Annotated in this window: 14 protein-coding genes and 1 riboswitch; of the genes, 7 read left to right on the forward strand and 7 right to left on the reverse strand. The window is 55.4% G+C overall.

The features are described from left to right. The first annotated feature begins 102 nt into the window (after positions 1-102). Together BJ885_RS11360 and BJ885_RS11365 are read left to right on the forward strand one after the other, a co-directional pair. Entirely contained in the window at positions 103-1,344 is a 1,242-nt protein-coding gene (locus BJ885_RS11360) for an MFS transporter (protein WP_121931959.1), read from the forward strand. Positions 1,345-1,361: 17 nt separating this feature from the next. After that, positions 1,362-2,795, forward strand: a complete 1,434-nt coding sequence (locus BJ885_RS11365) for a glycoside hydrolase family 32 protein (RefSeq protein ID WP_121931960.1) — start codon at positions 1,362-1,364, stop codon at positions 2,793-2,795. A 67-nt stretch (positions 2,796-2,862) separates the two neighbouring features. On the opposite strand, the gene BJ885_RS11370 is transcribed toward BJ885_RS11365, so the two are convergent. Together BJ885_RS11370 and BJ885_RS23480 are read right to left on the reverse strand one after the other, a co-directional pair. Next, positions 2,863-3,333 carry a hypothetical protein gene (locus tag BJ885_RS11370; protein WP_121931961.1) on the reverse strand — a complete coding sequence of 157 codons (471 nt, stop codon included), beginning with the start codon at positions 3,331-3,333 and terminating at the stop codon, positions 2,863-2,865. Positions 3,334-3,492: 159 nt separating this feature from the next. Further along, positions 3,493-4,575, reverse strand: coding sequence for a YadA C-terminal domain-containing protein (locus BJ885_RS23480; protein ID WP_259467217.1), 1,083 nt, complete (start codon positions 4,573-4,575; stop codon positions 3,493-3,495). Between the two features lie 661 nt (positions 4,576-5,236). After that, positions 5,237-5,333: riboswitch (TPP riboswitch) on the forward strand. Between the two features lie 35 nt (positions 5,334-5,368). Here BJ885_RS23480 and thiM point away from each other — a divergent pair. Genes thiM through BJ885_RS11390 form a run of 3 tightly spaced genes read left to right on the forward strand, consistent with a single transcriptional unit; the run spans position 5,369 to position 7,725 of the window. Next, positions 5,369-6,139 carry a hydroxyethylthiazole kinase gene (thiM, locus tag BJ885_RS11380; protein WP_121931962.1) on the forward strand — a complete coding sequence of 257 codons (771 nt, stop codon included), beginning with the start codon at positions 5,369-5,371 and terminating at the stop codon, positions 6,137-6,139. Then, the gene (thiD, locus tag BJ885_RS11385; RefSeq protein WP_047060503.1) at positions 6,136-6,936 is read left to right on the forward strand and encodes a bifunctional hydroxymethylpyrimidine kinase/phosphomethylpyrimidine kinase; all 801 of its coding nucleotides are present in this window, start codon (positions 6,136-6,138) and stop codon (positions 6,934-6,936) included. Before thiM ends, thiD begins: the two co-directional genes overlap by 4 nt. A gap of 42 nt (positions 6,937-6,978) precedes the next feature. Continuing rightward, complete coding sequence (locus BJ885_RS11390) at positions 6,979-7,725, forward strand: GntR family transcriptional regulator (RefSeq protein ID WP_121931963.1); 747 nt, start codon at positions 6,979-6,981, stop codon at positions 7,723-7,725. Here the strand turns inward: BJ885_RS11390 and BJ885_RS11395 are convergent. Genes BJ885_RS11395 through BJ885_RS11405 form a run of 3 tightly spaced genes read right to left on the reverse strand, consistent with a single transcriptional unit; the run spans position 7,699 to position 10,927 of the window. Continuing rightward, positions 7,699-8,652: a PfkB family carbohydrate kinase gene (locus BJ885_RS11395; RefSeq protein WP_121931964.1), complete on the reverse strand. Its 954-nt coding sequence runs from the start codon at positions 8,650-8,652 to the stop codon at positions 7,699-7,701. The genes BJ885_RS11390 and BJ885_RS11395 overlap by 27 nt on opposite strands. Next, complete coding sequence (locus tag BJ885_RS11400) at positions 8,649-9,653, reverse strand: ADP-ribosylglycohydrolase family protein (protein WP_121931965.1); 1,005 nt, start codon at positions 9,651-9,653, stop codon at positions 8,649-8,651. The genes BJ885_RS11395 and BJ885_RS11400 overlap by 4 nt, the downstream gene beginning before the upstream one ends. Further along, a complete protein-coding gene (locus BJ885_RS11405; protein ID WP_047652484.1) occupies positions 9,650-10,927 on the reverse strand; it encodes a nucleoside permease in 1,278 nt (425 codons plus the stop codon). Before BJ885_RS11405 ends, BJ885_RS11400 begins: the two co-directional genes overlap by 4 nt. Positions 10,928-11,177: 250 nt before the next feature. Between BJ885_RS11405 and fbaB the strand changes: the two genes are divergently transcribed. Then, positions 11,178-12,230, forward strand: coding sequence for a class I fructose-bisphosphate aldolase (fbaB, locus tag BJ885_RS11410; protein ID WP_121931966.1), 1,053 nt, complete (start codon positions 11,178-11,180; stop codon positions 12,228-12,230). Between the two features lie 56 nt (positions 12,231-12,286). Here fbaB and yegS read toward each other — a convergent pair whose 3' ends face one another. Beyond that, a complete protein-coding gene (gene yegS, locus BJ885_RS11415; protein WP_121931967.1) occupies positions 12,287-13,186 on the reverse strand; it encodes a lipid kinase YegS in 900 nt (299 codons plus the stop codon). Between the two features lie 141 nt (positions 13,187-13,327). Here yegS and BJ885_RS11420 point away from each other — a divergent pair, with 141 nt between their 5' ends. Then, positions 13,328-13,828, forward strand: coding sequence for a DUF523 domain-containing protein (locus tag BJ885_RS11420; protein ID WP_047647317.1), 501 nt, complete (start codon positions 13,328-13,330; stop codon positions 13,826-13,828). 161 nt (positions 13,829-13,989) lie between these two features. Here BJ885_RS11420 and yegQ read toward each other — a convergent pair whose 3' ends face one another. Continuing rightward, positions 13,990-15,351 carry a tRNA 5-hydroxyuridine modification protein YegQ gene (gene yegQ, locus BJ885_RS11425; protein WP_023312421.1) on the reverse strand — a complete coding sequence of 454 codons (1,362 nt, stop codon included), beginning with the start codon at positions 15,349-15,351 and terminating at the stop codon, positions 13,990-13,992. Between the last annotated feature and the right edge of the window lie 18 nt (positions 15,352-15,369).

The raw sequence follows: 15,369 nt of genomic DNA on the forward strand, positions 1-15,369 counted from the left end.
ACGTTAACTTTCGTGATTAACATCTTAAATCTTAGCCAAACTGCGTGAGAAAGAAACAATGTTAACGTTACCATTGCGTCATTACTCCAACACGAGAATGTCATGATGAAAACGCATCGCTCTCAAAGCTACCCTTTACTGAGCGCATTACTGTTTTTCTTTTTTGTCACCTGGTCATCTTCCGGCTCGTTACTCTCCATCTGGCTTCATCAGGAAGTGGGCTTAAAAGCGGGGGATACTGGCGTTATCTATGCCGTGCTTTCCGTCTCCGCGCTTTTTGCTCAAATCTGCTATGGATTTATTCAGGACAAACTTGGCCTGCGTAAAAACCTGCTCTGGTTTCTGACCAGCCTGCTCGTTCTTTCTGGTCCGGCTTTTTTGCTGTTTGGCTATCTGCTGCAGATTAACGTGTTACTTGGCAGCATTTTCGGCGGGATTTTCATCGGCCTGACGTTTAACGGCGGGATAGGGGTACTGGAGTCCTATACCGAGCGTGTGGCCCGCCAGAGCCAGTTTGAATTCGGCAAGGCGAGGATGTGGGGATCGCTTGGCTGGGCGGCGGCAACCTTTTTTGCTGGGCTCCTGTTTAACATTAATCCAAAGCTGAACTTCGCTGTCGCGAGCTGCGCAGGGCTGGTGTTTTTTGTTTTGCTGGCGCGTCTCAGGGTCTCTTCCGCCCCGCACGCCATGCAGGAAGCGGTGTCCGGCGGTAAGGTCACTCTGGATGATGCCTTGCGCCTGCTGACGCTGCCGCGCTTCTGGGCGCTGGTATTTTTCGTTATCGGCACCTGTATTTATGGCGTTTATGACCAGCAGTTCCCGGTCTATTTCTCCTCCCAGTTCCCGACGTTACAGGAAGGGAACGCCATGTACGGCTATCTCAACTCATTCCAGGTTTTCCTGGAGGCGGCGGGTATGTTTTGCGCCCCGTGGCTAGTGAATCGCCTGGGAGCGAAGAATGGTCTGATTTTCGCGGGAATGGTGATGGCGATGCGAATGGTGGCATCGGGCCTGGTTGAGGGGCCGGTATTGATCTCCATTACCAAGCTATTGCACGCGGTTGAACTGCCCGTTTTGCTGGTCTCAATCTTTAAATACAACAGCCTGCATTTTGACAAGCGGCTCTCTTCCACCCTCTATCTGGTGGGCTTTGCCTGTACAAGCTCGGTGATCGCCTCGGTTCTGTCGCCGCTGGCCGGTTACAGCTATGAGAAATACGGCTTTGCCCAGTCCTATCTCATTATGGGGCTGTTAGTTTTCAGCACCACGCTCATCTCCATCTTCCTGTTGCGCTCGGGTAAGTCCTCTTCTGACCCGTTAATGCCGCAACCTTCCGCTATCTGACTGAAAAGAGTAGACACATGACGTATTCCATTGCCAAAGCTGAACAGGAACTGCAGGCCAGACAAGGCAGTCTTAACCTGCGATGGTATCCGCGTTACCACCTCGCCGCGCGTGCCGGCTGGATGAACGACCCGAATGGCCTGGTATGGTTTGACGGCTGGTATCACGCGTTTTATCAGCATCATCCATATTCGACCCAGTGGGGGCCGATGCACTGGGGCCATGCGCGGAGCAAGGATTTAGTTCGCTGGGAGCATCTCCCGGTTGCGCTGGCGCCGGAAGGGCCAGAGGACAAAGATGGCTGTTTTTCCGGATCGGCAGTAGTGGATGGCGATACGCTGGCGCTGATTTACACCGGACATAAATTCCACGGCGATCCTGATGATGAGGCTAATCTTTACCAGGTGCAGTGCCTGGCGACCAGCCGTGATGGCGTTCATTTTACCCGGCAGGGAACGATCGTTGACACGCCGCCAGGCCTGCATCACTTCCGCGATCCGAAAGTGTGGCGTGAAGGGGAGGATTGGTACATGGTTGTCGGCGCGCGCGACGGCGAGACGGGCCAGGTGCGCCTGTACCGTTCTGCAGATCTGCGCGAGTGGCTGGATATGGGCGTGCTTGCGGTGGCTGAAAAAGAGATGGGCTATATGTGGGAATGCCCCGACTTTTTCACCCTCAATGGTAAACGCGTGCTGATGTTTTCGCCTCAGGGGCTGGCGGCGGACGGATTCAAAAATCGTAATCTTTTCCAGAGCGGATACCTGCTGGGCGAGTGGCAGCCCGGCCAACCTTTTGTGCGTGAAGGGGAATTTGTGGAGATGGATCGCGGACATGATTTCTATGCGCCACAAAGTTTCCTCACGCCTGATGGCCGCCGCATCGTTATCGGCTGGCTGGACATGTGGGAATCGCCCCTGCCGGAACAGCAGGATGGCTGGGCGGGTATGCTCTCCTTACCGCGCGAGCTGACGCTTAGTGAGGATAACCGCCTGCAAATGCGGCCAGCCAGAGAAGTCGAAAGCCTGCGCGGGGCGTGGTTCCCCTGGCCGATAAGTACGCTTAATAACCAGCAAATCGTTCAGGTGGAAAGCTGCGACGCGCTGGAAGTCATTCTGCAGTGGGATTGCGTCAACAGCAGCGCGGAGCAGTACGGTATTTGCCTTGGAGACGGGCTACGCGTCTATGTTGATGCGCAGATGCAGCGCCTGGTGCTGGAGCGTCACTATCCGCAGTATGGCTTGTGCGGTACCCGAAGCGTCGCGCTTAACCTGAACGACACGCTAAACCTGCGTCTGTTCTTTGACAGTTCTTCCGTAGAGGTGTTTGTCAATGACGGTGACGCGTGCCTTAGCAGCCGCATTTATCCTGAAGCGGGGGCTCGCGAGCTGGCGTTGTTTGCCTGGACGGGTAGTGCGTCGCTCATTGATGCCGGGGCGTGGCAGTTAGAGTAAATGGGTTACGTCAGAAAAATCCACTAAGGTCCGCAAATAGTAAAGGCGACGGGTGTCGCCTTTACTATTACTTAATCTTAGTGGCGTAGCCTTCAAATCTTCCTTCTTTACTCACCGCTAATTTGCCTTTAGCGGGATAGTAAATGAAGGTGTATAACCCTTGTGAATAAACCTTTGCCTGAGGCTCGTTTTCATCCAGCGCGCCTAATACGCCATCAACATCCAGTATCTCACCTTTAATCGTAATCTTCATTCCTTCCCATTTAAAGGCGTGCGTTGATTTAGCTGCCTGAGCATGTTGTTTCGCATCTTTCTTAGCCCAGATTCCCGTACCCGCAGCGGCATCACGCGCGTTCGCCCATGCTGCATTTTGTGCAGATTCATTGTAAACATTCTGGCGATTTTGCTCAGCGAGGTAGCAGGTATCTTTGCTAATACCCTGAAGCTCGCAATCGGCCATGCGCTGAGCAGATGAAATACACGCAGAAAGAAGGATGGCAGCACCAGCTATTAATACCGCCAGTAGTGACTTTTTCATTTCAAAAATACCTTAGACAAAATATGTACGATAGAAGGATATTTAATTGACGCAAATATAATAAGCCTGATACATACTACCTAACCATGCGCCAACGATAATAAGCATTAGGTACAATATTACGGAGATAACAATGTATTTTCTCATGCTGCTTTTTTATTAAAAACCAATCCCTACGCCGACTGAAGCACCCATGTTATTCGCGCTATCATCAGAGAAGCTCACTTTAGCAACCATATGTTCGTTAAAGTTAACAGAGGCCCCAACCGCTAAAGCGCTTTCACCGTTGTAAGTCGCCCCGCCAGCCGAGAACATTACGCGCTGATTCGTTTGCACCTGAGGTAAACCGGCCATCGCCATCGCGCCGCTGATACCTGCGTTTGCTTCCTTCTTATTATTATCGACTTCCTCATGCAGCGATTTAAATTGCTGGTTAGTGTTGTTATTCAGTGCCTGTAATGTCTGTTTGGTTGCCTGCAGCTCCTGAGCCTCGGCCATAAGAGCCTGGCTATTAGTAGCGACTTTAGCCTGTGTTGCCGTGTCTACCTGCGTTCGTGTCACGGTGGTCGTCATGCCATTTTTTCCATCTTTGCCGTCTTGACCGTCTTTACCATTCGCTCCGTCACGTCCGTTAATTCCGGCAACGCCCTGTGCACCTGTCGCGCCGGTATCGCCTTTATCACCTTTCGCACCATCTTTTCCATCTACGCCATTAGTTGGTTTTGGTGCATTCTCAAGAGCTAACAGGCGGCCATCTTGTATACCGTTAGTCGCTTCAACAGTTGCAAGGCGGCTATCTTGCACAGCGTTAACAGTTTCAATATTAGTAATTGCAGTTCCGTTAGTCAGTACGCCCTGTAACGCCGCATCACCTTTTTTATTAGCGGTATCAGCAAGGGCACCAGCTAACTTAGCGTCCTGATCGACCTTAGAAACCGTAGTTTGAAGAGAGGAAATATCAGCGGTGTTAGTGTCGATATTGCCTTTACTTACGTTAATCTCGTCTTGCATACGGTCGCGATCACCTTGCAAGTTATAGATCTGCCCGTCTTGCGTGACGTTTTCAGCTTTCATATTATCCAGATTATAAGCGGTATTATTTGTACCCTGAATCTGAATAAAAGTACCTGTATTGTAGATATTATCTGTAAGATTTACGTTTACATCAGCTGCGTTAGCTATATTCGTTGAACCAGTGAAAATAACGCTAAGCGCAAAAACAGTCGTTTTAGTAACATTCATTTTAAAGCTCTCATCACACAAAAATTAAAAAATAAAGGCGCAATCCTGGCGGGATGTCATAACTTCTTGTTATGCGTTAATGAAATCATGGTTGGTTACTGCGATTTTGGTTTAATCGATTATTTTGTAACGCGCAATAACTATCTAATATTGTGTAATGATTAATATTGATCTAAATCATAAACGACATGAATGATTAAAGTCGCTGTATGTGGTTGTGTGGGGATTATTTCAATGTTTACATTAACTTATGATGCGCATGGTTGATGCTTGTTTTGCTGGTAAGCTATTGATTGAAGGATCAATGTTTAATAAAGATGGATGTTTTAACCAAGTGCTTATTGTTTCAAGCGAAACAAGCGATCGTAATTAATGAAAGTGAAAGTCAATGGATCACAAACTAAAAAATTTTTGTTTGTGTGGATAATTATCTCAGTGATGAATCGGGTCGTGTTTTTAGGAGGTAATGAATATGTTATAACGGATGGCGTTATATTAAATAGATAAGAGTAATGTCTTTGCAATTATCAGACTTGTTCTCCTCATTCCAGGTATCATAACGCAGAACCTGTAGTCCTGGACGAAGAATCGAAACCCAAAAGTGCACGCTTGCTTCAGCAGGCAACTTACCCTAATCTTGCAAAATGTAAGTTAATTCTTACCCAATGACTCGGGGTGCCCTTCTTTGTGAAGGCTGAGAAATACCCGTATTACCTGATCTGGATAATGCCAGCGTAGGGAAGTCAGATGCCTTCCCGGTCATCGCTTCTTCACGCAAGGCAGGAGCGAACCCATGCAGCCTGACCTGCTCGATTTACACGTTTTACACCACTTCCGAACCCGTTCTCCGCTGACCCACTGTATGACCAACGATGTCGTACAGACCTTTACGGCCAACGTTTTGCTGGCGCTTGGCGCATCACCCGCGATGGTGATTGAGGCCGAAGAGGCTGAACAGTTCGCCGCCATCGCCGATGCGCTCCTGATTAACGTTGGCACGCTGACCTCGCCGCGTGCCCAGGCGATGCGTCGGGCAATAGAAAGCGCGGTGGCTGCAGACAAGCCCTGGACGCTGGACCCGGTTGCTGCGGGCGCCCTGACGTTCCGCACCCGCTTTTGCCATCAAATTCTCGCCCTGAAACCGGCCGCCATTCGCGGTAATGCCTCCGAAATTCTGGCCCTTGCCGGAATGAGCGCGGGCGGGCGCGGCGTTGATACGACCGATACCGCAGCCAGCGCGGTGCCTGCTGCACGGGCGCTGGCTCGCCAGACGAATGCCGTTGTGGTCGTCACCGGTGAGGTGGATTACATCACTGACGGGCAACGCACCCGCACGGTAACGGGCGGCGATCCGTTGATGACGCGCGTGGTGGGCACAGGGTGCGCGCTTTCTGCCGTTGTGGCGGCGAGCTGTTCGCTGCCGGGCGACCGGATGGATAACGTCGCTGCCGCCTGCGGATGGATGAAGCGAGCCGGAACGGTGGCCGTTGCGCAGTCGCGTGGGCCAGGCAGTTTTGCCAGCGCGTTTCTGGATACGCTCTATACGCTGGAGGAGCAGGCATGAAGCGGATTAACGCCCTGACCATTGCCGGCACCGATCCCAGCGGCGGCGCGGGTATCCAGGCTGACCTCAAAACCTTCTCGGCCCTTGGCGCGTACGGCTGCTCGGTCATTACCGCGCTGGTGGCGCAAAACACGCGCGGCGTTCAGTCGGTCTACCGTATCGAACCGGATTTTGTTGCCGCGCAGCTGGATTCGGTATTCAGCGATGTGCGCATCGATACCACCAAGATCGGCATGCTGGCCGAGACGGACATTGTGGAAGCGGTGGCCGAGCGGCTTAAGCGCTATCAGGTGCAAAACGTGGTGCTGGATACCGTCATGCTGGCTAAAAGCGGCGATCCGCTGCTCTCCGCCTCCGCCGTGGAGACGCTGCGTACAAAGCTACTGCCGCAGGTGGCGCTTATCACGCCTAATCTTCCGGAAGCCGCCGCGCTGCTGGGCACATCGCACGCGCAAACTGAACGCGAGATGAAAGCGCAGGGGAACGCGCTGCTGGCGATGGGCTGCGGGGCGGTGCTGATGAAGGGCGGTCATCTTGACGACGCTGAAAGCCCGGACTGGCTCTTTACCCGCGATGGCGAAGTACGTTTTACCGCTCCGCGCGTGCAGACCAAAAACACCCACGGCACGGGTTGTACGCTCTCCGCCGCGCTGGCGGCGCTGCGCCCGCGGCATGACGGCTGGGCCGATACGGTGCGCGAAGCGAAAATCTGGCTCTCGGCGGCGCTGGCAAAAGCCGATACTCTGGAAGTGGGTCACGGTATTGGGCCGGTTCATCATTTTCATGCGTGGTGGTAACCCAGTATACTGGCAGGAAACACCACGCCTGAGAAAACAGAGATGGAACAAGCGCATACCCGGTTAATCGCTCAACTGAATGAACGGATCGCCGCGCCTGACAACACGCCGCTGTACCTGAAATTTGCCGAAACGGTAAAAAATGCGGTGCGAAGCGGCATGTTAGAGCACGGGAATATTTTGCCCGGCGAGCGCGATCTGAGCCAGTTAACCGGGGTGTCGCGCATCACCGTGCGAAAGGCGATGCAGGCGCTGGAGGAAGAGGGCGTTGTCACCCGCTCCCGTGGCTATGGCACGCAAATCAACAATATCTTTGAATATTCGCTGAAAGAGGCGCGCGGTTTTTCCCAGCAGGTAGTGCTGCGCGGCCAAAAGCCCAATACGCTGTGGGTCAACAAGCGGGTGGTGAAGTGCCCGGAAGAGGTCGCAAACCACCTGTCTATACCTCCGGACAGCGAGGTCTTTTTGCTCAAGCGCATTCGCTATGTGGATGACGATGCGGTGTCGATTGAAGAGTCCTGGGTGCCGGTTGGCCTCATTCCCGATCCCGATGCGATTGGCATTTCGCTGTACGATTACTTCCGCAGTCAGAATATTTTCCCGCAGCGCACCCGTTCACGGGTAAGCGCCCGCATGCCGGACAGCGAGTTTCAGGCGCACATTAAGATGGACGAAAAAATACCGGTGCTGGTGATCAAGCAGGTTGCGCTTGACCAACAGCACCGGCCGATTGAGTACAGCATCAGCTACTGCCGCAGCGATCTATACGTTTTTGTGTGCGAGGAATAATTCGTCGCGAGTTGGGGCGCAGTCCCCGCCGCGGTGGCTGACTACCCAGGACGCCACGGCATTCCCCAGCAGAACGGCGTCTGCCAGTGACCATCCCGCCGCCAGCCCGGCAAGCGTGCCGCCCGCGTGGCTGTCGCCAGCGCCAATGGTATCCACAACCGTCGCCGGAAACGCCGGAACAACGCCTGAGGTATTACCGTCATACCACGCGGCGCCGTCTTTATCATGGCGCACAATCAGCGCGGCGCCGAAGCGATGCTGCCACTCCACACCCAGGTTTTCAGCCGCTACACCCAGCCGTTCGGCTGCGATATCCGCTTCCTGACGATTGAGCGACACGATCGGCCTGCGAGCCATAATCCGCGCCATCAGCGCGTCGGGAATATCCGCGATGCGGGGGCCGAAATCGATAAAGGCCGTCACGTCCTGCAACCCCTCCAGCCAGCGTGTCAGCAGCTCGCCGCACGGTGAGGCCAGCTGATAGCCGGATAAATAGACCAGGCTGTTCGACGGGATGTTGAGCACATCAAGCCAGCGCTGCTGCCACTGGTTCTCCACGCCGCTAAAGGACATGAAGGTGCGCTCGCCGTCTGGCTCCACCAGCGCCAGGCACCAGCCGTTATCGCCGGTTTCGGCCGCAATGGCGCTGTGCAGATCCTGCTTCGCCATGGCGTTGCGAATAATATCCGCCCAGACGCCGTGACCGACGGGCAGGGCGTTTTGCGACGCAATGCCGAGCCGTTTCAGGGCGATGGCAATGTTTAGCGCGCAGCCGCCAATATTCACGCCCTGCTGTTTGAGCTCGATATCGCACCCGCGCCAGGGCAGGGCGTAGGCGTCGGCGATAACGTCAATCACCGCCGCGCCCAGCACCGTCACTGGTCGCGTGGCGTGCAGGGTGTCGAGACGTTGGGCAAATGAATTCATACGCCCTCCCTTTGCTCCCGGTAGTGCAGCAGTTTCTCGCAATAGTGGCCGAAATCGAGCCGGTTGACGGCGTCGAGTTCGGTTTTGAGCGCCGGGTCAATCGCCTGCACGCCGTGGAGCGCGCCGCAGATGGCCGTCGCCATTGCGCCAATGGTGTCGGTATCGCCGCCCAGGTTGGCGCATAAAATGGCGCAGCGGTTTGGGTCGGTTCCCGCCAGTTCGACCATCGCAATGGCCGCCGGAACGGACTCGATGGTGCTGGTTCCGGCCCCCACGAGCTGGTACACCTGCTCGCTGGCGGATTCAACCCCGTTGGCTTCCCGCACGGTCTTCAGCGCCAGCTCAATACGTGCCGCCAGCGACGCGCTGAAGGTGGTGGTTTTCGCCTCCTGCGCATAGCGGGCGATACCCGGCAGGGCATCGACGATGTTCTGCCAGCTTTCGCCGTCGACGGCGCGCGAAACCGCCCAGGCAATCACCACCGCGCCGGCAATGGCGAGATCGGATTTATGGGTCGGGCTGGAGGCCAGCGCCACCTGCTCAACAAAGTGTTCCAGACGCGTGGCCGGAAGCAGGCAGCCCAGCGGGGAGGCGCGCATCGCCGCCCCGTTGGTCACGCCGTTGTTGTCCAGTTCGCTAACCGGCTTGCCGTCGCGAATCGCGTTAAGCGCGATTTTGGAGGTCGGGCCGAGCACGTTCTTATTAAACGCGTCGAAATCGAGCGCCCAGCGCAGAATATGCTTGCCGATAACGTCCGCGTTAATGTCTCCCTCACACTCGATAATCGCGTCCGCCAGGCACAGCGCCATTGAGGTATCGTCGGTGAACTCTGCCTGTTTGAAATAGCAGGCCGCATTATTCTCTGCCGGGCCGGGTAAAAAGCGGTCGATCCAGCCGAAGTGCGCCTTGACGCGCTTTCTCGGCCACAGCTCCGACGGCATGCCCATCGCATCCCCTAACGCCTGCCCGTAAAGAGCACCGAGAACACGTTCTTGTTTCATTTAACTTCCCCTTGTGTCAGCGCGGCATCGCTATCAACCACCTCAATTGCGGCGATCTCTTTATCCGATTCGCGGAAAAACAGCATAAACAGCACGGCAATCACGGCAATCATGATTGCACCAAACGTCCACATTCCGGCCCAGTTGAAGGTCAGCCCATTCACCGGCTCTTTGTATGCGAACATTTTTTCCATCATCACGCCGCCCAGGCGGTAGCCCAGCAGGCTACCAAAGCCCTGACAGCACAGCGTAATCAGGCCCTGCGCGGCGGTGCGCATGTGCACCGGCGCTTTTTTGTCCACGTAAATGTACGCGGTGACGTAATAGAAGTCGTAGCTCACGCCGTGCAGCAGAATGCCGAGGAACAGCAGGGCGTAGGTGAAGTACTGTTCCGCTCCGCCGTAAACGAAGAACCCGTAGCGGATGGCCGCGGTGATCAGACCCAGCAGTAAGACCTTCTTAATACCAAAGCGTTTGGTAAAGAACGGCAGGGCGAGCATAAAGAAGATTTCGGAGAACTGGCCGAGCGTCATCCAGCCGGTGGCGTTTTTCATCCCCACTTCGGTGAGATAGCCGTTGGCGAAGATGTAATAGAAGGCCAGCGGCATGGCGAACAGGAACGAGCAGAAGAAGAACACCAGGAAGTTTCTGTCGCGCAGCAGGATCAGCGCGTCCAGCCCGAGCATCACTTTGAAGTCCAGCTTGCCGGTACTTTTCGGCGGGGTGTTCGGCAGGAACAGGGCAAAGACGCCGAGCAGGGCGGAGCTGGCTGCCGTCATCAGCAGCGGGATATTGGTATCGGAAATATCGCTGTAGCCCAGCATCTGCGGCAGGAACCCGCACGCCAGCCCGGAGGCGATCCAGCCGATGGTGCCCATCACGCGGATGCGCGGGAAATCGGCCTCGACGTCGTCCACGTTGGCAAAGGCGATACTGTTGGTCAGCGCGATGGTTGGCATATAGGTCAGGGAGTAAACCAGCAGCAGCGGGAAGAAGGTGCTGAACTGGGTTTGCTGTGCGGCGAAGTACATCAGAATGGCTCCGGCGAACATCAGCACTGACAGCACTTTCTGCGCGGCGAAGAAGCGGTCCGTCAGCGAGCCGACCAGAATCGGCGAGAGGATCGCGGCAATGGCGGTACAGGCGTAAGACCAGCCGATTTCCCCGGCGGTAAAACCGCTTTTGCTCAGCCACAGCCACAGCGGCACAAACCACGCGCCCCAGATAAACCATTCAACAAACATCATGAATGACAGTTGGACTTTCGTTTTCATTTTTTAATCCTGCATGTCAGAGAGGGTACGCCTTTAACATACCACTCAATAATACCTTTTAAATACCTTTGTGGCGATTGTTTGATCAATGTAACAGTTTTGTTGTACACGAATCGAGCCAGCAGATTGTGCTGAAAAAAAAAGCAAAGAGTGGAAAATCTGTTAAGTCGGTACCAGGCTTAGTCTGCCCATAAAAGATGGGACTGGATAAACACACACCGACACGATGTCGGACTTACGGGAGTATCACATGACTGATATTGCGCAGTTGCTTGGCAAAGACGCCGACAGCCTTTTACAGCATCGTTGTATGACCATTCCAGCCGACCAGCTGTATCTGCCTGGTCACGACTACGTTGACCGCGTGATGATCGATAACAACCGTCCGCCTGCGGTCCTGCGAAATATGCAGACGCTCTACAACACCGGGCGGCTCGGCGGCACCGGGTATCTCTCTATTCTGCCGGTGGACCAGGGCGTTGAGCACTCTGCGGGCGCCTCTTTTGCGGCGAACCCGCTCTACTTCGATCCGAAGAACATTGTTGAGCTGGCGATTGAAGCGGGCTGTAACTGCGTGGCGTCGACCTACGGCGTGCTGGCCTCGGTTGCGCGTCGCTATGCCCACCGCATTCCATTCCTCGTGAAGCTGAACCACAACGAAACCCTTAGCTACCCAACCGAATATGACCAGACCCTTTACGCCAGCGTCGAGCAGGCGTTCAACATGGGCGCGGTGGCGGTAGGGGCGACGATCTATTTCGGCTCCGAACAGTCTCGCCGTCAGATTGAAGAGATCTCCGCGGCGTTTGAGCGCGCGCACGAGCTGGGCATGGTCACCGTGCTGTGGGCGTATCTGCGCAACAACGCGTTCAAGAAAGACGGCGTGGATTACCATGTATCCGCCGACCTGACCGGGCAGGCGAACCACCTGGCGGCGACCATCGGCGCGGATATCGTGAAGCAGAAAATGGCCGAGAATAACGGCGGCTATAAAGCGGTGAACTTTGGCTACACCGACGATCGCGTTTACAGCAAGCTGACCAGCGATAACCCGATCGATCTGGTGCGCTACCAGCTGGCGAACTGCTACATGGGTCGCGCGGGTCTGATCAACTCCGGCGGCGCGGCGGGCGGTGATACCGACCTGTCAGACGCGGTGCGTACGGCGGTTATTAACAAACGCGCGGGCGGCATGGGGCTGATCCTTGGCCGTAAGGCGTTTAAGAAATCGATGGCCGACGGCGTGAAGCTGATCAATGCGGTTCAGGACGTCTATCTGGACAGCAAAGTCACGATTGCCTGACGCCTCCATCTCCCTCTCCCTGTGGGAGAGGGCATCATCGCGCACCGTGCGAAACATCAGCGCAAAAGCACGCAGTCCGGCGGCAGCCGACACTGCAGCGCGCCGGGCAACACCTCAATGCGGAACTGCGTCCCGCTCAGCGGCTCTCCGTCGAGGTTAAAGGTCATACCGTGCGGAGCATTCACTTCAAACCACGCCGACTTCCCGGCGATGATATTTGGACTCTCTTCCGGCTGCGTCAGCGTGGTAAACAGCGCGGGCAGCAGGCCGTCGCCCGTGAAAATACGCAGCTGGAGCTGACCGTCATTAATCAGCGCCTCCGGGCACAGCTGCTGTCCGCCGCCCGCCTGACGCCCGTTGCCGATGCCAATCACCAGCGCGTCTCCCTGCCACTTAAAATCCTCGCCGCGAATTTCGCAGCGGTCAGGCTTGAGGGTGTCCATGCGCATCAGACCGTGGATCAGGTACGACACGCCGCCCAGAGCCGCCTTCAGCTTTTCCGGCGTTTCGCTGGTGATGCGCGTGCCAAACCCGCCGGTCGCCATATTGATAAAACAGGTTTTATCATTCACCTGCGCAATATCCACAGCGGTGGCCTTGCCAAGGATCGCCAGCTGGAGCGCCTTCTCCAGCTCTTCCGGGATCCCGGCGCTGGTGGCAAAATCATTGGCGGTGCCGAGCGGTAAAATGCCCATCACCGGCCGGTTTGCCGGGGGCAGGTCGATAAGCGCTGACGCAATCTCATTGATGGTGCCATCGCCGCCGCCGGAAATGATGGTGTTGACGCCAAGCCCGAGGGCTTCATTGATATAGCGTGCCGCGTCGCCTTTTTCCCACGTCACCCTGACGTGAATGCGCGCGCCATCTTCACGCAAACCCTGAATTGCCTGACGCAACAGATCGTTGCCTGCGCTTTTGCCATTGAGAATCAATAAACTGTCTGAATAGGTTGCCATCCGCGCTGCTCCCTTTTTTAGCGTTAGTAAGAGTGTATAGCAGAGAGGAAAAAAGCGGGTAAGAACAGGATGAAAGGAACAAAATAGGCACGAAAGCGCGTTACACTTCAGCGATGACGTTAATGTAATCACAGGAAAGTGATGATGAATAAAATTTTGGTAAGCGCTTGCCTGATGGGCTTTAAGGTTCGTTATAACGGAAGTGAAAAAGCGCGAATGAACGAGCAGCTCAAGCGCTGGCAGCAGGAACAGCGTCTGGTTATCCACTGCCCTGAACTTGCGGCCGGGCTGCCTGTACCTCGTCCTCCGGCAGAGATTATGTCCGCTGATGGCAAAGACGTAATGCGCGGGCAAGCCAGAATTAGTGAAAATACAGGTCAGGATGTGACTGAGCAGTATCAGCTTGCAGCCTGGCTCGCGCTACGCGCTGCTCAGGAGTCGGGGTGTAGCGCAGCACTATTAACCGATGGCAGCCCAACGTGCGGCAGTCAGTTTATTTATGACGGATCTTTTCGCGGGATCCATAAAGCGGGGAGGGGTGTTGCTGCATCGTTGCTCGCAGAGCATGGGATAGCCGTCTTCTCTGAGGGGCAAATCGACGAACTGATTGCCTGGGTTGAGGAGAGAGAAGGCAAAAAATAAGCCCGCGTAAGGGAGATTACGCAGGCTAAGGAGGTGGTTCCTGGTACAGCTAGCATTTATGGGTTATGTTTTTCAGCGGGGGGATAATACCCGTATTGAACGAAGCGGTATGTGATCCGATTCTAAGAATTATCCCAGCGCGAAAAAATTTCCCTGCTTAACTATTTGCCGTGTGGGTTTCGGGTGCTTTCACCGTTGAAGTTACGCATCAGCAGCGCGAACTTCAGCTCCACCTCTTCCGGAACCGGCAGCCAGACGGTGTGCCCGTCACCCGGCGCCACGTCAATCGCTTCGCCTTTGCCGTTTTCCAGATGCTCCAGCGTGAAGTTCATGTTGCCCTGCGGGGTCATCAGCTCCAGGCTGTCGCCTTTGGTGAATTTGTTTTTCACCGCGACGGCCGCCAGCGCGCCTTTGCGCTCGCCGGTGAAGTCGCCGACAAACTGCTGGCGCTCGGAAACGGAGTAGCCGTGCTCGTAGTTCTGGTAGTCATCGTGAGTATGACGACGCAGGAAGCCCTCGGTGTAGCCGCGGTGCGCCAGGCCTTCCAGGGTTTCCAGCAGGCTGGTATCGAACGGTTTACCGGCCGCTGCATCGTCGATGGCTTTGCGGTACACCTGCGCGGTACGTGCGCAGTAGTAATAGGATTTGGTGCGGCCTTCGATCTTCAGAGAGTGCACGCCCATCTGGGTCAGACGCTCAACGTGGGCGATGGCGCGCAGATCTTTCGAGTTCATGATGTAGGTGCCGTGCTCGTCCTCAAAGGCGGTCATATACTCACCCGGACGTTTGGCTTCTTCAATCATAAACACGCTGTCGGTTGGCGCGCCGATGCCCAGCGTAGGCTCGACGTTGGTCACCGGGATCGGCTCGTGCTTGTGCACGATATTACCGACGTCATCCTCTTTGCCTTCCTGGACGTTATATTCCCAGCGGCAGGCGTTGGTGCAGGTGCCCTGGTTCGGGTCGCGCTTGTTGATATAGCCGGAGAGCAGGCAGCGGCCGGAGTAGGCCATGCACAGCGCGCCGTGAACGAAGATTTCGATTTCCATATCCGGCACCTGGGTACGGATCTCTTCGATCTCTTCCAGCGAAAGCTCGCGGGACAGGATGACGCGGGTCAGCCCCATCTGCTTCCAGAACTTCACCGTCGCCCAGTTGACGGCGTTAGCCTGTACGGAGAGGTGAATATCCATCTCCGGGAAGTTCTCCCGAACCAGCATGATTAAACCCGGGTCCGACATGATCAGCGCGTCCGGCCCCATATCCACCACCGGCTTCAGGTCGCGGATAAACGTTTTCAGCTTGGCGTTGTGCGGCGCGATGTTCACGACCACGTAGAATTTTTTGCCCAGGGCATGCGCTTCGTTGATGCCGAGCTGCAGGTTCTCGTGGTTGAATTCGTTGTTACGCACGCGCAGCGAGTAGCGCGGCTGGCCCGCATAAACGGCGTCGGCACCATAGGCGAAAGCGTAACGCATATTTTGCAGCGTTCCCGCCGGGGAAAGGAGTTCCGGTTTAAACATGTTTGTTCTCGTTCTGAT

This window comes from Enterobacter sp. WP_7_1 (assembly GCF_003688535.1).
Lineage (GTDB): Bacteria > Pseudomonadota > Gammaproteobacteria > Enterobacterales > Enterobacteriaceae > Enterobacter > Enterobacter asburiae.